The organism is Mucilaginibacter mali, from assembly GCF_013283875.1.
Lineage (GTDB): Bacteria > Bacteroidota > Bacteroidia > Sphingobacteriales > Sphingobacteriaceae > Mucilaginibacter > Mucilaginibacter mali.
This window is the reverse complement of the sequence record NZ_CP054139.1, coordinates 1412227-1430155: the sequence shown is the minus strand read 5'-3', so window position 1 is coordinate 1430155 and position 17929 is coordinate 1412227. Positions and strand designations below refer to the sequence as shown.

Genomic DNA, 17929 nt, shown 5'->3' with positions numbered 1-17929 from the left:
GGCAGCCTCAATTTTTTCCTATGCTTTTTTGAAAAAAATTATAAAAATAAGTGTGAACAGGGAAATAGCGGCAGAAAGCACGCTCACGTAATCCTGCCCGATGAGTTTCCGGAGTTTCTCGACAGAATTGTATATGGTATTATAAGCCGTTTTTACTGAGATATTGTTAATGCCGGCGATCTCCTCGTAGCTTAGGCCTAAATAAAATTTTTGGTATACGATCTTCGACTGACTGTCGGACAATTCGCTGATATAATCGTTCAGCACCTGCGTTACCTGTTTTTGGGTAGTTTGCCTGATGTACTCGGCTTCTACCGATGGGTAAACCGGCATTTCGGGCAGATCATCCAGCTCCAAGCCCTCCTCGGCGCTAAAATGCCGCTTGCGGAACAGGTTACGCAGGAAAGCCGTTACCAGGTAGTTGTGGTGATTACGGATATACTGCAACCGGCTGCGGTTCTCGAAAACATACAGGAACAGGTCGTTAATACAATCCTTCGAGCTATCAAGCGTTGCACCTTTTAAACCACCGAGGTAGATGAGGTAATCATGATAATGAGAGTATAACGTATAGAAAACATCCTGGCCACCTTCTATAATGAAAGTGTCCCAATGCATTTTTAGGGCTATACCGGACTTTACAAAACTGGGCATTATCTGAGAACTTCGGGCGGAACAAAGTTGCCGTCTGTCTGTGCACTTCCGGTTTAGCTAATATTATCAATTTGTTAAAGCTATGGCAATGCCGGGCTAAAAAATGTAAGATTCCCGTTACTGTAAAAACCACAAGGCCCCGGTTTTTAAAAACCGGGGCCTTGTGGTTGCCTTATTGCGGAAGATGTTACTATCCCTCTATCTTCTGTACTTTAACCGCGGTGCCGTAGGCCAGCACTTCGGTAATGCCCTGCATCACCTCATTGGCATCGTACCGCATATTGATGATGGCGTTTGCGCCTACCTGCTGGGCATGCAGCATCAGCAAATCGTAAGCCTCCTGGCGCGATTGCTCGCACAGATCGGTATAAACCGAGTTGCGGCCACCTACCAGGCTTTGCAGTCCGCCAAGAAAATTGCCCCCTACCCCGCGCGAACGCACGGTAATACCCCTGATAACGCCTAAATGTTCGGTTACCTTGTAACCCTCTAAATGTGTGCTGGTTGTTACTATCATTTGGTTGTCCGGTTTTAATTTATTCAAACATAGTTGTTAATGCCGATATTTATATGAAGAGTAAATTATTAATTTGCTGAAAATATGGCAATAGACGCGTACGGACTGCAAGACATTAAAAAGGAACTGCAACACCTTAGCAGCCCCCGGCTGGCCGAACTAGTGCTGTGCCTGGCCCGCTATAAAAAAGAGAACAAGGAACTGCTGGCTTACCTGCTATTTTTAGCCGGCGACGAAGAGGCGTTCATCCAGCAAGCTAAATACGAAATAGGAATGATGTTTTACAGCATGCCCTCGCAGCCTTTTAACGCTGTAAAGGTATTGCGCAAGATATTACGTTATATCACCAAGCTGTCGCGCTTCTCGGGATCCAAAGGCGTCGAGATCACCCTGCTCATCAGCTTCTGCACCAATTACCTGGAGTATACCTACACCAAAGTAAACTACAAACCCCTGCGCACCATCCTCATCCGCCAGGTAGAAAAGGTAGGCAAGCTCATCAGCAAACTGCACGAAGACCTGCAATTTGATTATATGACCGATTACACCCAATTGCTGGATGCCGCGGATGCTAAGCTATCGTGGTTTAATAAGATGGAGTTTGAGATTTAATTTGCTGCGTGTAAATATTTAGTCATCTGAACCATGGCGTTGCCTTCGGCCCGGGCTGTACGCTCATACGCCTGCAGGCTTTAGCCACAAGGCCGGTATCCGCTGCCATCCCTAACGCGGGTGAGGTGGTAAGTATTAAAAAGCTGGTGCAAGTTTAAATGGTGGCAATGTGTGCAGGGTTAACTTGTGCCTGGGTTTCGCGGAAGTTTGAAACTTCTACGATGTTGACCACAGGTTACGCTGCGCTAAACCTGCGGTAGCGGACGGAGGTTTTAGATTTAGTCATCAGGTTAAGCGGTTAAATCACCCGGGGATCTGCACCACAAACTCCGAACCTTCACCCTCCCTGCTCTGCACCTCAATTTTACCGCCGTGGCCTTTTACTACTATATCATAACTTATCGATAAGCCTAATCCCGTACCTTGCCCCGTTGGCTTGGTGGTGAAGAATGGCTGCATGATCTTATCTTTTATCGCGTCGGGGATGCCGTTGCCGTTATCACGAACGATAGCCCCCCAGCCCCCTAAAGGGGGAGTAAAGGTTGTAATGGTTACTTGTGGAGTGTACCCATCACCCTCGGTCTTCTTCTTTTCATTCACCGCGTAAAACGCGTTGTTGAACAGGTTGAGCAGTACGCGGCCAATGTCCTGCTGCACAATGTTGACTTTGGGCAGGTTCTCGTCAAAATTGGTTACTATCTCGGCGTTGAAGTCTTTATCCTTTGCCCGCATGCCGTGGTAAGCTAATTTCAGAAACTCATCGGCCAGCAGGTTAATATCGGTTAACTGGCGCTCGCCGCTGCCCGCGCGGCTGTGTTCAAGCATCCCCTTTACAATACCATCGGCGCGTTTGCCGTGCTGGTTTATTTTTTCGAGGTTTTGAGTAAGGTCATCGGCAATAGCTATCACATCTTCGGTATGACCGGCTTCAGCCTCTTCTTTCAGTTCTTCCAATAGTTCGATGCTTACCTCGCTAAAGTTGTTTACAAAGTTCAGCGGGTTCTGTATTTCGTGGGCTATACCAGCCGTCAGTTCGCCCAGCGATGCCATTTTTGCCGATTGGATCAATTGTGCCTGGGCTGCCTTCAGCTCGTTCAGTGTACTTTGGATCTTTATCTTGTCCCTTTTATTGCGCACACTGTTGCGCCAAAAAATCCAGGCGATAACTGATATGAAGGCAATGACCAACACCAACAGGTAAAGCCGTTGCCGGGCCGCGTCGGCAGCTTTTTGCGCTTCCAGTTCCTGCTTGTGCTGCTCTTCTGAGTAAGCCAGCGCCTGCGCCCGTTGTGATTTGCCGATGTTAAAAACGCTGTCGCGCGCGCTGTAATAAATATTGGCGTACTTCAGCGCGCTATCGGCATTGTGGCCGGTGTAAAACTCTTTCAACAACCCGGCAGGCTCGATCTGCGCGAATACCGCCTGCCGGAACGAAAATCCGTAAGACTTCCTGGCATAAAACATGGCCGAATCGGCCCGCCCATGCGCTTTGTGAAACTGGGCAAGCATAGCATTGCCCACCACCAGCACGTGGTTTACCTTCCCAAGGGTAGCTACCGCAATAGCGGCGCGTGCGTACTTCAGTTTCAGTTCGTCGGCGGTTTGCAGTTGCTGTATATCCAGTAAGCTTTGCGCAACCTGCACCGTAATATTTTTGCGCACCGCGTATTCAAAGCTTTTAAAGCTATAGTACGCGGCCGAATCGGGCATGTGGAGCACGCGGTAAGCGGCACCCAGGCCGCCGTAATCATACGAAATAAAAATATCGTTGTGGGCCAACGCCGAGTACTTCAAACCCATCCCGAAATACCAGATCATTTGCTTATTGTTGGCCGTAAAGGTATCGTCGGCATTGCTAAAACAACAGCCAAGGCTATCGTATATAATGCCCAGCGCCTCGTTATCGCCGGTTTTTTCAGCCAGTTTCAGGGCGGCCAGGTCCATTTTAATGGCCTCGGCAACATCGCCGTTCTGCGCAAGCTGAAAAGCGATCTCGGCCATAATAATGGCTTCGCTGATGCGGTCGTTATTTTTGCGCGACCAGTCCAGTATCTTGTAATGATAAGTAAGCCCCAGTCTGGAAGTAGGCTGCCCGTAATTGATGATCTGGTAAATGATCCTGGTGCGCTCTTTACCCGGCTTAGCCACTCTAAACGCCGCGAAAAGGCTATCGTGGCTTTGCCCGGCGTAAGTGCCCACCGGCCTGGCCCGGGCAATGGCTATATGGATAAGGTTATCCACATTAATTTGCTGCCCCATAAGCCGGCCGGAACAAAGCAGCAAACAAACCAGGATAAATCGTTTCATAAGGGGTATTGGCAACGGCTAAAATTGTAATGGTTTACAGCTAAATAAATTATTCAACTAATGTAAGTATAAGCAACGGATATTTTTACCGCATGAATAAGATATGTAAAGGACCCGATGCTTCAAGCATAATCACTCAATGATAACGCAGTGAATGACGCGAAGCCTATAATGATCACCCTGGTATCTGCACCACAAACTCCGAACCCTCACCCTCCCTGCTCTGCACCTCAATTTTACCGCCGTGGCCTTTTACTACTATATCATAACTTATGGATAAACCTAATCCCGTACCCTGGCCGGTTGGCTTGGTGGTGAAGAATGGCTGCATGATCTTATCTTTTATCGCGTCGGGGATGCCATTGCCGTTATCACGAACGATAGCCCCCCAGCCCCCTAAAGGGGGCGTAAAGGTTGTAATGGTTACTTGTGGAGTGTACCCATCACCCTCGGTCTTCTTCTTTTCATTCACCGCGTAAAACGCGTTGTTGAACAGGTTGAGCAGTACGCGGCCAATGTCCTGCTGCACAATGTTGGCTTTGGGCAGGTTCTCGGCAAAATTGGTAACAATCCCGGCGTTGAAGTCTTTATCCTTTGCACGCATGCCGTGGTAGGCCAATTTCAAAAACTCATCGGCCAGTTGGTTAATATCAGTTAACTGGCGCTCGCCGCTGCCTGCGCGGCTGTGTTCAAGCATCCCCTTTACTATACCATCGGCGCGTTTGCCGTGCTGGTTTATTTTTTGCAGGTTTTGTTTCAGATCGGTACTGATGGCTTTGGCTTCTTCCACATCACCTTTATCCAGTTCTTCGCCCATTTCGCTAAGCAGCTCAATACTTACCTCGCTAAAATTGTTCACAAAGTTCAAGGGGTTCTGTATCTCGTGGGCGATGCCGGCCGTTAGTTCACCCAGCGAAGCCATTTTTTCGGCCTGTATCAATTGTGCCTGCGCGGCTTTCAGGTTAGTTAACGATCGGTTCAGCTCCGATGTGCGTTCGTTCACCTGCTGCTCCAGTAACTCATTTTGTGATGCCAGTATTTGCTGCTTTTCCTGTTCCTGCTCCATATTTTTTGCCGAAAGTTCTTCTACCTGCTTTAGCTGCAGTTGCAGGCTGAAGTTATTTTGAGCAAACTCCCGTGCCAGCAAAACCGAGATAACAATGGCTGGTGGCAGAAATGCCATATCTATCAGTACCAGTTGGCCAACAAATGGTATTAGGCCGAGATAATAGGAATTAAGGTTAAAGCTACAGTAAAACACAAAGGCCGTTACCTGGCCAATTAAAAACAGTACAGCCCCGCTTTTATTATCACTTAAGGCACGTATAGCCACATAGATGGTTATCCCATAAATAATAACAGCATACCAGATCAGCACTGCTTCGCCAAAACTTGCAAAAAACTGTAAAACGGTAATAAGCGGGGCTAAATAAGCCAGCCATTTTACCCAGGGTGGCCTACTGTAACCAAACAGGCCGTAAACCATGAACAGCAGGTAAGCAAAGGTTGCCGGCGCAGCGGCGCAAAACAGGGCGCGGCTAAATTCGTACAGTCCGTTACTACGCCAGTTCACCATTAAGCCATCTATAAAAGTAAGCGACTGCAAAAAGGTGAAACAAGCCAGGTAAAAGTTAAGCTTGCGGCTTTTGTAGGCCAGGTAAATGGCAAAATGCAGTATGGTTAAAATAAAAAATACCCCAAAAACGAACGACCGGTTGGCGTTCCTGTTTAGCCGGGTATTAAACATTGCCCAGGCATCATCGGGCTGGTAAGCGGCCACGGTAAGCACTGGCCTGCCGGTTGCCGCGTACCAGTTTTGCTTATTGAACGAATAACGGATGGCCAGCACCTGCTCTGCCTGTGCGTTCAATTGTATGGTTAGCGGCTCGTAATTGGGATTATAGGTTTCCTCATCGTGGTAGTTGGCGCTTACCCTGCCATATTTTTTTACCAGCAGGCCATTTACGTAAATTTCCGACGCGCCAATTTGCCTGGTAACCAGCGCCACTGTTTTGCCCCTCAGGGCACTATCAACATATAAGTGTATCCTGAACCAGCCTATTTGCGCCCGGCTAATCTGCGGCAGATCATGAATAAGTAAAGATGGATTGATACCCTGCCACTTGCTATCATTAAAGTTAACGGCAGCCCAGCCTGCGTCATCGCCGGGCTGAAATTTCCAGCCTTTTGCCAGCGGGTAGCCGGTGGCGGGTAGCTTAACAATGGTATCTGCCTGTGTTTGGGCAAAAGCAAATAACGGAATGGTTAAAATAATAACGAGCAGCAATTTTCTCATTAGTCGGCTTAATTGAGACAGGGCGATAATGAGACTAATGTACTAATAGTGGATGGCTTTTTTAAAAAAGCAAAGTAAATATGTTGGAAGAAATGCCCCAGTCCGCTACTCCAGTGCCATGCCGAATACAATGGTGTTGCCGTCGGGGTCGTTGATGGCACAGTCGCGCATGCCGTAAGGGCGGTCGGCCAGCGGTGCTTCGATAATGGCACCCTTGCTGACGATCTGTTGGTAGTATTGGTCTATCCCGTCGCAATCGATGCAAAAATGGGCGCTGCCGGGTACCTTTTTGGTGCCCTGGTTGGTTGGGCCGTTGAGGTGGATCAGTACATCATTAAAGATCATCCCGGCATAATCGCCAAACACAAAGTCGGTGCTGAAGCCCAACACATTGGTATAGTACTCCATGGCCGCATCCAGGTTGCTTACATGCACAACTACGGCCAAACTTAATGCTTTCATAATAAATGGGGTTAGTATTGCTAAGATAGAGATTTGAGATTTGAGATTTGAGATTTGAGATTAAATGCCTGCGGCATTTATAGATGCTTAGCCAAATGACCAATGACAGGGAAGCGTAATGACCCAATTCGTCTGAACCGGGATTAAACAGATTTAACAGATGGCAGGATTTTTAAAAACGTGGTATTCCTGTAAACAATGACAGCGAAGCGAGTGCCCCAATGACGCGAAGCATAATGACTAATTAACCAATGACAGCGAAGCGAAATGACCAATGACTATCATGGCGTTGCCTCCGGCCCGGGCTATCCGTTCCAAGTCCTCGCTTTGCTGCCGCGCAATTTCCCCGCACGCTGTGGGCTTTCCACTGCTATCCCTAACGCGGGTGGAGGGCTATTAGCAGAAGCTGGCGCAAGTTTAACGGAGGGCTATGTGCACAGGGTTAACGTAGCGCCTATTACGCCCATTCAAGCGTGCCGCTTGAATGCCAAGTATTAATTAAGCGTGTCGCTTAATTTTTTGCTCGCTCAGCCAAATTAAGCGGGACGCTTAAACTTTCTTAATATCCAAGCGACACGCTTGGATAGGCGGGGGGTTATGCTTGTTTTGACAGCCAATCGTAAACCTCTTCTATAAAAGACAACTCATCACTTGTTACATAATATGTATGCGAGTTTTCGTTTCTTATACGATTTAGATCAAAAATCCATTTAGTTTTTGCCTCTTTTCCCCCTGGGATTTTTTCTTCACCCGGCTTGGTAAACATTTTTTCAAACAGTTTCTGCCAGTTTTTTAATATAATTTCTCTGTAATTAATTAAGTGTAATTGATCCCAAGGATCTTTTTCATCTTCTTCATTATCAATTTCGCGGTTTTTCTTAGCCGCTAAGACCATGGCCTCAGAATACACCCCCTCAGGCACACCTTTTTTGAACCAATTTTTACCAAACTCTTCTTCGAGTTTTTGTTTTATTGCATCTTTTAAATATGAGCTTTCTATTTCTCTTATATATTTAAAGGCAGCTTCGTTATTTTCCTTTTCTTCTTTTTTCAAATATTCGTTTAAGCCCTCGAAGTGTATTTCAGGAAAATCTTGTCTGAGTACTATTTGCAATGTACGCCAATATTTTGCATCACCAGGCGTACCATATGCCGATTTTAGTTCGTTAATTTTTATTTCATCAATGTTTTTAAAGAAATTAATTATCGGATCTAAATAAATCTTCACTTCTTCAAAAACCTCTTTTGCTGAAGTGTTTGTATCTATCATATCATTTGCGACAAGATGATTAACACAATCATTCAATATCATCGTAATACCATAAAAGCCTTTATTAATGACAATTATATTCCCATCTTGTTCCCATAGTTCGTCTACTCCATCTTTGATGTAAGCAAAGCTTTTCATAAGAAATTCGGAGATACTGTGATATGCTCGGTTTAGATTTCCAACATAAAAAGTACCTTTCTTTTCTATTTCTTTTGCTTTTACTTTACCTAAAAAATCGCTCCTTGTTAGCGCTATACCTATTTGTTGAGTTGAGATAGCTTTTTTATCTTCACCAATTGATATTTTATTATAAAATGGTGAATTTCTATCCTCCCCTAACTTAATCGCAACTCTTGATTTCAGAGCCCTGATTTGTTCTGTATAATTTTCAGAATCCCATAATAAATCGGCGTCTAAAGTATTTCGCAAATCTTTGGATACAGGCTTTTGGTTTTCATTTATTTGCATAAATAGCCTTACCTGTTCAGCGCGCTCTAAGTTTACTAAGGCTACTACCGGAATTGTGTTTGTATTCTTGTAATTAGAATTTGAATACCCATACAAACGGTGCTGACCATCTATGATATAAGCGGATCTATATTTTTTAGGAAGATGAAGAACCCCAATTCGAGATATAGCATCAGGAACCTGATTGCCACTGCGTTCGAAAACTAAATCTTTATTTTTGTCTGATTCAATATTTATAATAACAGAATTGGGAAAGTAGCCTTTCTCCTCGTCTATAAATTTATGTATTTCTTTTAATCTGTTTTTTTTTATAAGACGTTGATATGTTGGCATCATATTCTCATTTGCCTTATTTCTATGTAATACATAGCCAATTTTTAATAACTTTTCCGGCTCTATAGAAAATGAGTAATAAATATGTCCACCCATTCTCCCCTCTATTGCAGGTATTCTATTATCTAAGTCAGGGATTTCTTGTCCAGAGAATAATGCACCTAAAAGTTGATATCGCGCCGCAATACCTAATTGTGAATGTAAAGAATAATAATAATCTATTGTTTCTTCCGGAAAATGAATGGCATCAACTTTATTAAGCGCTTCTACATTCTCGCTTGAGATAGCAATATTACGTGTTGCTAAAATGTACTTGATTTTAGGTTTAGTTTGCGGGAACAACGCAAGAATGGTATTGATAATACCAGCCTTTCTGAATTTTATTTCATTAAGTTCATCACTAAAATCGCAAGCGGTGTTTTTCACCGCTGATCTACAATCAATTATCAATACTGTTTCATCATCTTTAGCAAACACGTCTATTTTGTGTGTTAATGAGATATCCTTTTTGTCGTAGGGGATATTAAAACTATATCGATTTAAAGTAGTAAAGCCCAACTGAGCAAATAATGACCATACCTTATCTTTAAACAGTACACCATTATCTTTTTGCTTAGAAATTTTAGTTTTAGATTTTAAAACAGTGTCAATTTCCCAGCCCTCATTTAATTTTTCCTCAAGAGCCGCAGAACCATTATTGAAACTTTCTTTGTAGGAGTCGAGTTTCTTTATTCTTAGTAGTCTTTGGATATCCTCATCAGATATAAATTCATTTAAAAGAGTTTTGCGTAGGTCTTCTGTCATAATTCAATATTTGTAAAAATTAACTCTGATGTTTGCCCACGTTGTGCTTTGGCACCGCCAATAGCATTTGCCCGTGTTAATTCGATTCTAGTGTCACCTTTTTCGAATATTTCTTTTATAGTATTATGCGCAGCATTTGTTAAAATATAATACGCGTCTTTCTTTTTTATATCATCAATCATTCTACTTAGCCTACGTTGATCACTTAATTGGAATATCTTTTCGTTGTATTCAATAAAGCCGTTATTGTTATGTGATACAGTGTACGGGGGATCAAGAAATACAAGATCTTTCGCTTTTATATTGTCAATTGTCGAATAAAAATCACCATTGGAAATTGTTGTATTAAATAAGGCTGAACTTGCAGCCCGTAGACCCTCTGAATCTAAAAAGTCTTTTTTTCGAAACCCGTAAGGCACATTGTATTTTCCTCGCGTATTAACCCTATGTATTCCGTTGAAAGAGGTCTGATTTAAATATATAAATTGAGCAGCCTGTTCTAGTTTATCATTAAAAACTGTTTCTCTCACTTTATAATAATAGGCTTCCTCATTTCTAAAGTTTTTCAATTCGCGTATAACGCCCTCCACATCGTCTTTTAAAGTTTGATATGTTTTTATTAATTCAATATTTAAATCTGATAAATAAGAATGATTTTGAGGTTTAAGGAAAAAGAAAGTCGCGCCGCCGCCAAGAAAGATTTCATGATAGTTGTTAAACTTGCTTTCTTTTACTTTAGTTAAATATTTGACAAGCCATGTTTTTCCACCTGCCCATCTTAAAAAAGGGCGAGTTACTGATTTGAGTTTAGGTTTAGTTTCATCCATTGTGGATTAAGGAATAAGGTTATTTTTCGAATGTATAAATATTTATTGAAGAGACAAACTATTATAATATTATTTGTTCCCCCTAACTGGCGCGAGTATGCAGCGTACGGTTTGAGGCTGGCGTACTCGTGCCTCTACAGCAAGTGTAGGTGCAACCCTCACCACCCACCCGCGTTAGGGATAGCAGTGGAAAGCCCACAGCGTGCGGGGAAATTGCGCGGCAGCAAAGCGAGGACTTGTAACGAATAGCCCGGGCCGGAGGCAACGCCATTATAGTCATTAGGGTAATTCCGCTTCACTGTAATTGGTTTGCGTAATTGCAACCATTTTAAAATCCTGCCATCTGTTAAATCTGTTTAATCCAGGTTCAGACAAATGGCATCATCGGTCATACCGGCATCCACTGCTTACCGCGCAAATCCTGCTTGCTTATCCCGGTAATTTTGCGTATATTGTATATCCTGTCGTTGGTACAATACCGCCATTGTACAATGTTTGCAAAGTCCACTTTTTAGGCGAGTCTAAATCACCAAATAAAATTTCTCAAAACAGCCATCAGGCAAACAGCAAAAGCACGGTGTTCTTTGATATGTACAGGGCATAAATTGCTTATACAACGCGTATGCGGGGGTTTTGTCGCTATGGCTTCCATTATTTGGAAAGCCGGGCGCAAAATCCGGGAGGCTTGAAATTGAATTTCGAACAAGGTTGTGATGATAAGATTTGCGTATACAGGCACAAAAGCACCCCGCCTCTACCAAATTTGAACTTTTATTGTAACATTTGCACCCGCGAAACATCCAACCCATAAATTAACAGCATAGTGGCCGACAAGGAAGTTGCCTTCAGGAATATATTTGCAGCCAACTCAAAGAAGATATTTCATTTGTGCTATGGTTATACCGGCGATAACGATGCCGCGAACGACCTGCTACAGGAAACTTTTTTGAAGGTTTGGCAAAACCTGGATAAATTCCGCAACCAGGCCATGATCAGTACCTGGATATACCGTATTGCCGTTAACACCTGCCTAACCTATTTACGATCGGAAAAACGCCAGGCCAAGGACGAACTGACGGAAACGCTGGTAGAAACCCGCGCCGAAGAGTTTTCGGAAAAGAACGAGCAGGTGGCCCTGTTATATAAGTGCATATCGAAATTGGAGGAGTCGGAAAGGATAATTATTACCATGGTGCTGGATGAATTGCCATACCCCGAAATAGCCGAGATCTCGGGCATATCCGAGGGTAACCTGAGGGTAAAAATTCATCGTATTAAACAGAAGTTAACCGAATTATATAACCACCATGAAAGACTTTGATCACATAATGTCGGTGTGGCAGGAGCAGCCTGTACACGACAAGCTTTCAGTGGATAGCGTACTGAAGCAGGTAAAGAAGGATGTAAGAGGGATTGCCAGCCGAATGCGCTGGAGCATTATGGCTGTGGTAGCCTTGCTGTTGAGTACCTTTTTTGTGATGTTCTTCCTGGTATTCAACTCATGGGTAACCTACGCAGGCATACTCATTATGATGGTATGTATGCTGATGTACTTTACGCTTATCATCAGGCATTACCGAATTTTAAGCAAGCACGATGCCACCCAAAACCCAACCGAATATTTGGTAAGCCTGCACGAATATCAGAAAGAGCGCGGTAAGATCGTCGGCTGGTTCTATTATATCTATGTGCTACTGATCAGCCTGGGGCTGTTGCTGTATTTCTACGAGATATTAACCACTTTTTCAACAGCGGGCAAAGTGATGGTTTACGGTACTACGGTAGTGTGGCTGCTGTTTTGTACCTTCTATTTAAAACGGCGTATATTTAAGAATGAACAGGAGAAACTGGATATGATGATAGATCGTTTGGAACGCCTTAAATCGCAGTTTGAATAATGTTGCCTGTAACTTTCACCAAACTCACCTTAACCGACGTTAAGGCTTTAACGTTATTCAGCAATATTACATTTTTCGACGCCTTTTACCACCTTAACAAGCCGGAAGACATATTGGCTTACGCAGATAAATTCCTGAACGAAGAAAAGCTGTCCGCTGAAATTGCTAAACCAAATTCGGCATTTTACTTCGCGCAGATTGATGGCGAGATAGCGGGTTACACCAAAATAAACTTCGCTGAAGCGCAGTCGGATATTAAAGACCCGGCATCCTTAGAAATAGAACGGGTTTACGTAAGCAAACATCACCAGGGTAAGCAAATTGGCGCGCAATTGCTAAACCACGCTGTGCAGATAGCCCGGAAAGCCAACCTGCAATACATATGGCTGGGCGTGTGGGAGCAAAACCACCGGGCTGTAAAATTCTATCAGCAAAATGGCTTTGAAGTTTTTGGCAGTCATGATTTTTTATTGGGAAGCGACCTGCAAACGGATCTGCTGATGCGAAAATCTCTTTAACATCGCTATAAATCTATACTTTTGTCAGAAATTATATCTTATCATGAAAAAAATTCTACCATTGATTGCATTAGCATCCTTATTTTATATAGGCTGTAAAAAAGACGGAAGTAATCATAAAAGGGAAGCGGAAATTAAAACAATGATCCAGGGAGACTGGTACTACCAATCATATAGCACAGAAGTTTTCGTTGGTAAGTCCCCTTTGTCCCACGATGCAAAAACAACAAGAGATCTTTATGCTGCATCACATTATCATTTTTATGATGATAATACCTGCGATTATGGTTCTAAAAAATATAACTATACCATAAAATCAAATTCCGAGGGAGATAGTTTAGTTATTGATGTAAACTATACAACAAAATTTAAAATCACCTATGTCAGCGATTCCAGGCTAAGTGTACATTCAGAATATCCTAACCATGATACTTATCAAAGCCAGGATAGTGGCGCATACGTAATTGCTGATCATACGGAGATGGATCTCGTATTCGGCCGTACGCAAATACCAAAACCTTAGTATTATAGTACTACTACCGCAAATCCATCAAACTATCCACACCCAATACCTTCCGGCTGGTAAAGCCTTCGGCATATTTTACGCCGATGCTTTTGCCAAACTCGCGGCCACGGCCTTCTACCACGGCGGTGAATTGCGGTGATGAGATATAGGTTTGCGGTTCGTCGCTGTTCCAGTCAGGGTTATGGAATTGTGATTGATAGGCAAATACGCTGGCCATTTTAGTATCCCAGTAATCGGTAACATCAATCACAATATCGGGGTGGATGTAGTTATCCTGTATAAAATGCAGCACCTGCTTTGGTCGCCAGGCTTCCTGGGGCTGGCCGTTATCGTCAAGTGTTTCTACTTTGCGCAAGCCGGCAAGGAAAGCCGAAGCTTCTACCAATTCGTTAGCGCGGCCATGATCCGGGTGGCGGTCGTGATAGGCATTAGTAATTACGATCCCGGGCTGAAACTTGCGGATAGCGGCAATTATCTTCAACTGATATTCGCGGGTATTTTCGAAAAAACCATCGGGGATGGCAAGGTTTTCTCTTACCGCCAAACCCAGTATCCTGCCGGCTTCAGCAGCTTCCTGATCGCGAATTTCGGCTGTGCCGCGGGTACCTAATTCGCCGCGGGTAAGGTCAACTATACCTACCTTATATCCCATAGCCACATGTTTGGCAACAGTGCCGCCACAACCTAATTCAGCATCGTCCGGGTGAACGGCCAGTACAAGTATATCCAGTTTTTGCATAATGGTGTAGATGTTAAGGTTAAAACTTTGTCATTGCGAGAGATAGCGCGGCAATCTCGTAGTTTGTGTATCGACGATGCATAGCTACGAGATTGCTTCGTCGCCCCATTTCACAACCCCGTCCGCTCCTCGCAATGACATTAACAAGAGATCAATGTCCCGCTGCCAGCAGGCGGTCTATCTTTTTCCTGATCTTTGATGATGTTGGCTTGGTAAACGGGTAAAAAAAGTCGGTTACCAAACCGTGGGCATCAACAAGGTATTTATGAAAATTCCATCTTGGGGCCGATGCTACGGTACCGTTCAGTCTCTTGTCCGCCAAAAACTGGAACAACGGATGGCTATAAGGCCCGCGTACCCTCACTTTGTCAAACAGCGGGAAATGCGTACCAAAGTTGATGGCGCAAAACTTACTGATCTCGCTGCCAGCTAAAGGCTCCTGCCCGCCAAAATCGTTAGATGGGAATGCCAGTATCTCAAAATCCTGGTCTTTGTATAACTTTCTCAGTTCTTCCAGCTCCTTAAGCTGTGGGGTAAAACCGCATTGCGACGCGGTATTTACAATTAACAGTACCTTGTTTTTATAATCGCCAAGGTTAACTTCTTCACCGTTTAGCCTTTTAACGCTAAACTGGTAAATGCTCTTATCGTCCATTAATTTAATTATTGAAGGAAATATACCCTGCCGATTGCAGAATAGATTCGATATCCCTCTCCTCTTCGGGATTGTAGGTCTCTTTCAGGTTATGGCCAAATATCCGTGCAATAGACTGGAACATAAAGGCGTTCAATCCGCCCTTCAATTCCTTCAGCATATCATAACTTGTATTTCCTGTTTCGCGGTTAACTAATTTTATCAATATCTCGCCCTGCGTAATGGTCAGGTTCTTTATCTCCTTGTTAAATAGGTCCTTCACCCTGGTTTCGCAAGCTTTTACCATTTCCTTTTGCTTGCTTTTATCGCCGGTGGTAGCCAGATCGCGCTGTAACTGCTGGTACTGGGCACTGGCAAAACGCATGTAAGGCAATACCTTATACACGTTGTAGCGCAGGCGGTTGTAATCCTGGCGGTCTTTTTCGCTCTTAAAAATTCGGGTGTCAACTATTTTAACTTCGGGGGTAACTGTCCACGGTATCAACTCTCCGTCATATTCTGTTAAATAAGTTTTAATGGTATCGTTTTTGCCTAACTTAGGGCGTGGCAATGTATTTTGTGACAGCGCTATGGAAGCGAAGCAGCAAAACACCAATACAAAGCCAATAAATTTCATATTTTTACGATTACAAAAATAATGCTATTTTTTATTCAATTTCATAAATTGAATGCAATATTTTTTTCGGGGCCTGTTTTTAGGGCATAAATGATAAGGGGTTATAAATGAAAGATATAGTGATAGATTTAGAAGCAGAGAAGAACGAGATACTGAAAAGGTACCGGGCTTTGCTGCGCGCATCCAAATCAACCCTGCAAAAAGGCGATAAACGCATGATACGCAAAGCTTTCGATATGGCGCTGGAAAGCCATAAAGATATGCGCCGTAAAAGTGGCGAGCCTTATATCTACCACCCCATTGCCGTTGCGCAAATAGCTGCCGAGGAAATTGGCCTGGGCACTACCTCTATTGTATGCGCCCTGCTGCACGATGTTGTTGAAGATACCGACGTTTCGCTGGATGATATCGAACGCGAGTTTGGCAAAAAGGTAGCCAAGATCATCGATGGATTGACCAAGATCTCGGGCGTATTCGATACCAACAGTTCGCTGCAGGCCGAGAATTTCCGTAAGATGCTGCTTACCCTGGCCGACGATGTGAGGGTGATCCTGATCAAACTGGCCGACCGCCTGCATAACATGCGCACTATGGAGTTTATGCCGCGCGATAAGCAGCTGAAGCTATCGTCGGAAACCGTATACCTGTATGCCCCGCTGGCACACCGCCTGGGTTTATATGCCATAAAGTCAGAGTTGGAAGACCTTTCTATGAAATACATGGAAAGCGAAACTTACCAGTTCATCAAAAATAAACTAAACGAAAAAAAGGCCGAACGCGAGAAGTTTATCCGCGATTTCATCGACCCGATAAAAAAAGTGCTTGAAGGGCAGGGCTTGCAGGCCGATATGTTTGGCCGTCCAAAATCCATCCATTCCATATGGAATAAGATGAAGAAAAAGGCGATCCCGTTTGAAGAGGTATACGATCTGTTTGCCATCCGCATCATATTGGACAGCGCGCCCGAGAACGAAAAATCGGATTGCTGGAAAGCTTATTCTATCGTTACCGACCTGTACCGCCCCAACCCCGACCGCCTGCGCGATTGGGTATCATCGCCTAAGGCCAACGGTTACGAATCGTTGCATACCACTGTAATGGGTCCCCGCGGCCAATGGGTAGAGGTGCAGATCCGTACCAAACGCATGAACGAAATTGCCGAAAAGGGCTTCGCGGCACACTGGAAATATAAAGAATCATCGGTAGATAACGGCCTTGACCAATGGATCCAAAAGGTGCGCGACATGTTGAAGAACCCCGACAGCAACGCGCTGGACTTCCTGGATGATTTCAAAATGAACCTTTTTAGCGACGAGATCTTCATCTTTACGCCAAAAGGGGCCCTGATACAATTGCCATCAAGCGCTACAGCTTTGGACTTTGCCTTTGAGATACATACGGATGTTGGCGCCAGTTGTATCGGCGCCAAGGTGAACCACAAACTGGTGCCGTTGAACTATAAGCTGCAAAACGGCGACCAGGTAGAGATCATCACATCGGGCAAGCAAACACCTAAAGAGGATTGGTTGAACATTGTGGTAACGGCCAAGGCCAAAGCCAAGATCAAATCATCGTTAAAAGAAGAGAAACGCAAAATAGCTGAAGATGGCAAGGAGATACTGGAGCGTAAGTTAAAATCGCTGAAGATCACTTATAATTCAGAGAACCTGCATAAGCTAAGCTATTATTTTAAGCTGCCATCTACCCAGGAACTGTTCTACAACGTGGCCAAAGGCTTGATCGATCTGAAAGACCTGAAAGAATACCAGGCATCGGAAAAGAGCGTCGAGAACAAGCCGCAGGATAAAATTGATACCGACCAGGTACAAAGTCTGCTGAAAAGCATCAAAACGAAGGATAGCGATATGCTGCTGATTGGCGAGGATATGCAGAAGATAGACTATACCCTGGCTAATTGCTGCAACCCTATCCCGGGCGATGACGTATTTGGCTTCATCACCGTGAGTGAAGGTATTAAGATCCATCGTACCAATTGTCCTAATGCTACCAAACTGATGTCGAACTATGGTTATCGCGTTGTAAAAGCCCGCTGGACAAACCAACAGGAGCTGGCATTTTTAACCGGCTTGCGCATTACGGGTATTGATGATGTGGGCCTGATCAATAAGTTAACTACGGTTATCTCTAACGATTTTAAAGTAAACATCCGCTCCATCACTGTAGATAGCGATAACGGGATCTTCGAGGGTTCGATAATGGTTTACGTGAACGATACCGAGCATTTGGAAAACCTGATCAAGCGTTTAAAAATGGTGCGCGGCATCACTGCGGTTACCCGCTTTGATTCGGCCCCGGCGGTAGAGCGGGCATCCTGATGGATGTGCATATATGCAGATGTGCGTATGTGCAATTGATATTTTTAATTAATAACCACAATGTAAGCATTTGCACATCTGCATATTTGCA

Annotated in this window: 16 protein-coding genes; 6 read left to right on the top strand and 10 right to left on the bottom strand. The window is 44.1% G+C overall.

Annotated elements, in window-relative coordinates; genetic code table 11:
• Positions 1–18: 18 nt before the first annotated feature.
• Both HQ865_RS06235 and HQ865_RS06230 read right to left on the bottom strand, forming a co-directional pair.
• A complete protein-coding gene (locus tag HQ865_RS06235) occupies positions 19–618 on the bottom strand; it encodes an RNA polymerase sigma factor (protein WP_173414064.1) in 600 nt (199 codons plus the stop codon).
• Between the two features lie 226 nt (positions 619–844).
• Positions 845–1171 (bottom strand): YbjQ family protein, encoded by a 327-nt coding sequence (locus tag HQ865_RS06230; RefSeq protein ID WP_173414063.1) that lies wholly within the window; start codon positions 1169–1171, stop codon positions 845–847.
• Between the two features lie 84 nt (positions 1172–1255).
• Here HQ865_RS06230 and HQ865_RS06225 point away from each other — a divergent pair, with 84 nt between their 5' ends.
• Positions 1256–1783 (top strand): hypothetical protein, encoded by a 528-nt coding sequence (locus tag HQ865_RS06225; protein WP_173414062.1) that lies wholly within the window; start codon positions 1256–1258, stop codon positions 1781–1783.
• A 303-nt stretch (positions 1784–2086) separates the two neighbouring features.
• Here the strand turns inward: HQ865_RS06225 and HQ865_RS25935 are convergent, their stop codons facing one another.
• The 5 genes from HQ865_RS25935 to HQ865_RS06200 form a co-directional block, all read right to left on the bottom strand.
• Positions 2087–4090, bottom strand: coding sequence for a sensor histidine kinase (locus tag HQ865_RS25935; RefSeq protein ID WP_237073755.1), 2004 nt, complete (start codon positions 4088–4090; stop codon positions 2087–2089).
• A 175-nt stretch (positions 4091–4265) separates the two neighbouring features.
• Positions 4266–6386, bottom strand: coding sequence for an ATP-binding protein (locus HQ865_RS25930; RefSeq protein WP_237073754.1), 2121 nt, complete (start codon positions 6384–6386; stop codon positions 4266–4268).
• Between the two features lie 105 nt (positions 6387–6491).
• Complete coding sequence (locus HQ865_RS06210; RefSeq protein ID WP_173414061.1) at positions 6492–6848, bottom strand: VOC family protein; 357 nt, start codon at positions 6846–6848, stop codon at positions 6492–6494.
• Positions 6849–7443: 595 nt separating this feature from the next.
• Entirely contained in the window at positions 7444–9723 is a 2280-nt protein-coding gene (locus HQ865_RS06205; protein WP_173414060.1) for a DGQHR domain-containing protein, read from the bottom strand.
• Entirely contained in the window at positions 9720–10550 is an 831-nt protein-coding gene (locus HQ865_RS06200) for a DNA adenine methylase (RefSeq protein WP_173414059.1), read from the bottom strand. Before HQ865_RS06200 ends, HQ865_RS06205 begins: the two co-directional genes overlap by 4 nt.
• Positions 10551–11373: 823 nt before the next feature.
• Here HQ865_RS06200 and HQ865_RS06195 point away from each other — a divergent pair.
• Genes HQ865_RS06195 through HQ865_RS06180 form a run of 4 tightly spaced genes read left to right on the top strand, consistent with a single transcriptional unit; the run spans position 11374 to position 13489 of the window.
• Positions 11374–11871 (top strand): RNA polymerase sigma factor, encoded by a 498-nt coding sequence (locus HQ865_RS06195; protein WP_173414058.1) that lies wholly within the window; start codon positions 11374–11376, stop codon positions 11869–11871.
• Positions 11858–12448: a hypothetical protein gene (locus HQ865_RS06190; RefSeq protein WP_173414057.1), complete on the top strand. Its 591-nt coding sequence runs from the start codon at positions 11858–11860 to the stop codon at positions 12446–12448. Before HQ865_RS06195 ends, HQ865_RS06190 begins: the two co-directional genes overlap by 14 nt.
• Complete coding sequence (locus tag HQ865_RS06185; protein ID WP_173414056.1) at positions 12448–12966, top strand: GNAT family N-acetyltransferase; 519 nt, start codon at positions 12448–12450, stop codon at positions 12964–12966. Before HQ865_RS06190 ends, HQ865_RS06185 begins: the two co-directional genes overlap by 1 nt.
• 43 nt (positions 12967–13009) lie before the next feature.
• Positions 13010–13489, top strand: coding sequence for a hypothetical protein (locus tag HQ865_RS06180; RefSeq protein ID WP_173414055.1), 480 nt, complete (start codon positions 13010–13012; stop codon positions 13487–13489).
• A gap of 13 nt (positions 13490–13502) precedes the next feature.
• Here the strand turns inward: HQ865_RS06180 and bshB1 are convergent, their stop codons facing one another.
• The 3 genes from bshB1 to HQ865_RS06165 form a co-directional block, all read right to left on the bottom strand.
• Positions 13503–14231: a bacillithiol biosynthesis deacetylase BshB1 gene (gene bshB1 / locus HQ865_RS06175; RefSeq protein ID WP_173414054.1), complete on the bottom strand. Its 729-nt coding sequence runs from the start codon at positions 14229–14231 to the stop codon at positions 13503–13505.
• A 151-nt stretch (positions 14232–14382) separates the two neighbouring features.
• Complete coding sequence (locus HQ865_RS06170) at positions 14383–14886, bottom strand: glutathione peroxidase (protein WP_173414053.1); 504 nt, start codon at positions 14884–14886, stop codon at positions 14383–14385.
• Between the two features lie 4 nt (positions 14887–14890).
• Positions 14891–15502 (bottom strand): DUF4294 domain-containing protein, encoded by a 612-nt coding sequence (locus HQ865_RS06165; RefSeq protein ID WP_173414052.1) that lies wholly within the window; start codon positions 15500–15502, stop codon positions 14891–14893.
• Positions 15503–15609: 107 nt separating this feature from the next.
• On the opposite strand from HQ865_RS06165, the gene HQ865_RS06160 reads away from it, so the two are divergent.
• Entirely contained in the window at positions 15610–17838 is a 2229-nt protein-coding gene (locus HQ865_RS06160) for a RelA/SpoT family protein (RefSeq protein WP_173414051.1), read from the top strand.
• Positions 17839–17929: the final 91 nt, after the last annotated feature.

Bases quoted from the DNA above. Each gene is read 5' to 3' on its own strand.
- HQ865_RS06235 (WP_173414064.1), bottom strand. From the start codon at position 618: ATGCATTGGGACACTTTCATTATAGAAGGTGGCCAGGATGTTTTCTAT.
- HQ865_RS06230 (WP_173414063.1), bottom strand. From the start codon at position 1,171: ATGATAGTAACAACCAGCACACATTTAGAGGGTTACAAGGTAACCGAA.
- HQ865_RS06225 (WP_173414062.1), top strand. From the start codon at position 1,256: ATGGCAATAGACGCGTACGGACTGCAAGACATTAAAAAGGAACTGCAA.
- HQ865_RS25935 (WP_237073755.1), bottom strand. From the start codon at position 4,090: ATGAAACGATTTATCCTGGTTTGTTTGCTGCTTTGTTCCGGCCGGCTT.
- HQ865_RS25930 (WP_237073754.1), bottom strand. From the start codon at position 6,386: ATGAGAAAATTGCTGCTCGTTATTATTTTAACCATTCCGTTATTTGCT.
- HQ865_RS06210 (WP_173414061.1), bottom strand. From the start codon at position 6,848: ATGAAAGCATTAAGTTTGGCCGTAGTTGTGCATGTAAGCAACCTGGAT.
- HQ865_RS06205 (WP_173414060.1), bottom strand. From the start codon at position 9,723: ATGACAGAAGACCTACGCAAAACTCTTTTAAATGAATTTATATCTGAT.
- HQ865_RS06200 (WP_173414059.1), bottom strand. From the start codon at position 10,550: ATGGATGAAACTAAACCTAAACTCAAATCAGTAACTCGCCCTTTTTTA.
- HQ865_RS06190 (WP_173414057.1), top strand. From the start codon at position 11,858: ATGAAAGACTTTGATCACATAATGTCGGTGTGGCAGGAGCAGCCTGTA.
- HQ865_RS06185 (WP_173414056.1), top strand. From the start codon at position 12,448: ATGTTGCCTGTAACTTTCACCAAACTCACCTTAACCGACGTTAAGGCT.
- HQ865_RS06180 (WP_173414055.1), top strand. From the start codon at position 13,010: ATGAAAAAAATTCTACCATTGATTGCATTAGCATCCTTATTTTATATA.
- bshB1 (WP_173414054.1), bottom strand. From the start codon at position 14,231: ATGCAAAAACTGGATATACTTGTACTGGCCGTTCACCCGGACGATGCT.
- HQ865_RS06170 (WP_173414053.1), bottom strand. From the start codon at position 14,886: ATGGACGATAAGAGCATTTACCAGTTTAGCGTTAAAAGGCTAAACGGT.
- HQ865_RS06165 (WP_173414052.1), bottom strand. From the start codon at position 15,502: ATGAAATTTATTGGCTTTGTATTGGTGTTTTGCTGCTTCGCTTCCATA.
- HQ865_RS06160 (WP_173414051.1), top strand. From the start codon at position 15,610: ATGAAAGATATAGTGATAGATTTAGAAGCAGAGAAGAACGAGATACTG.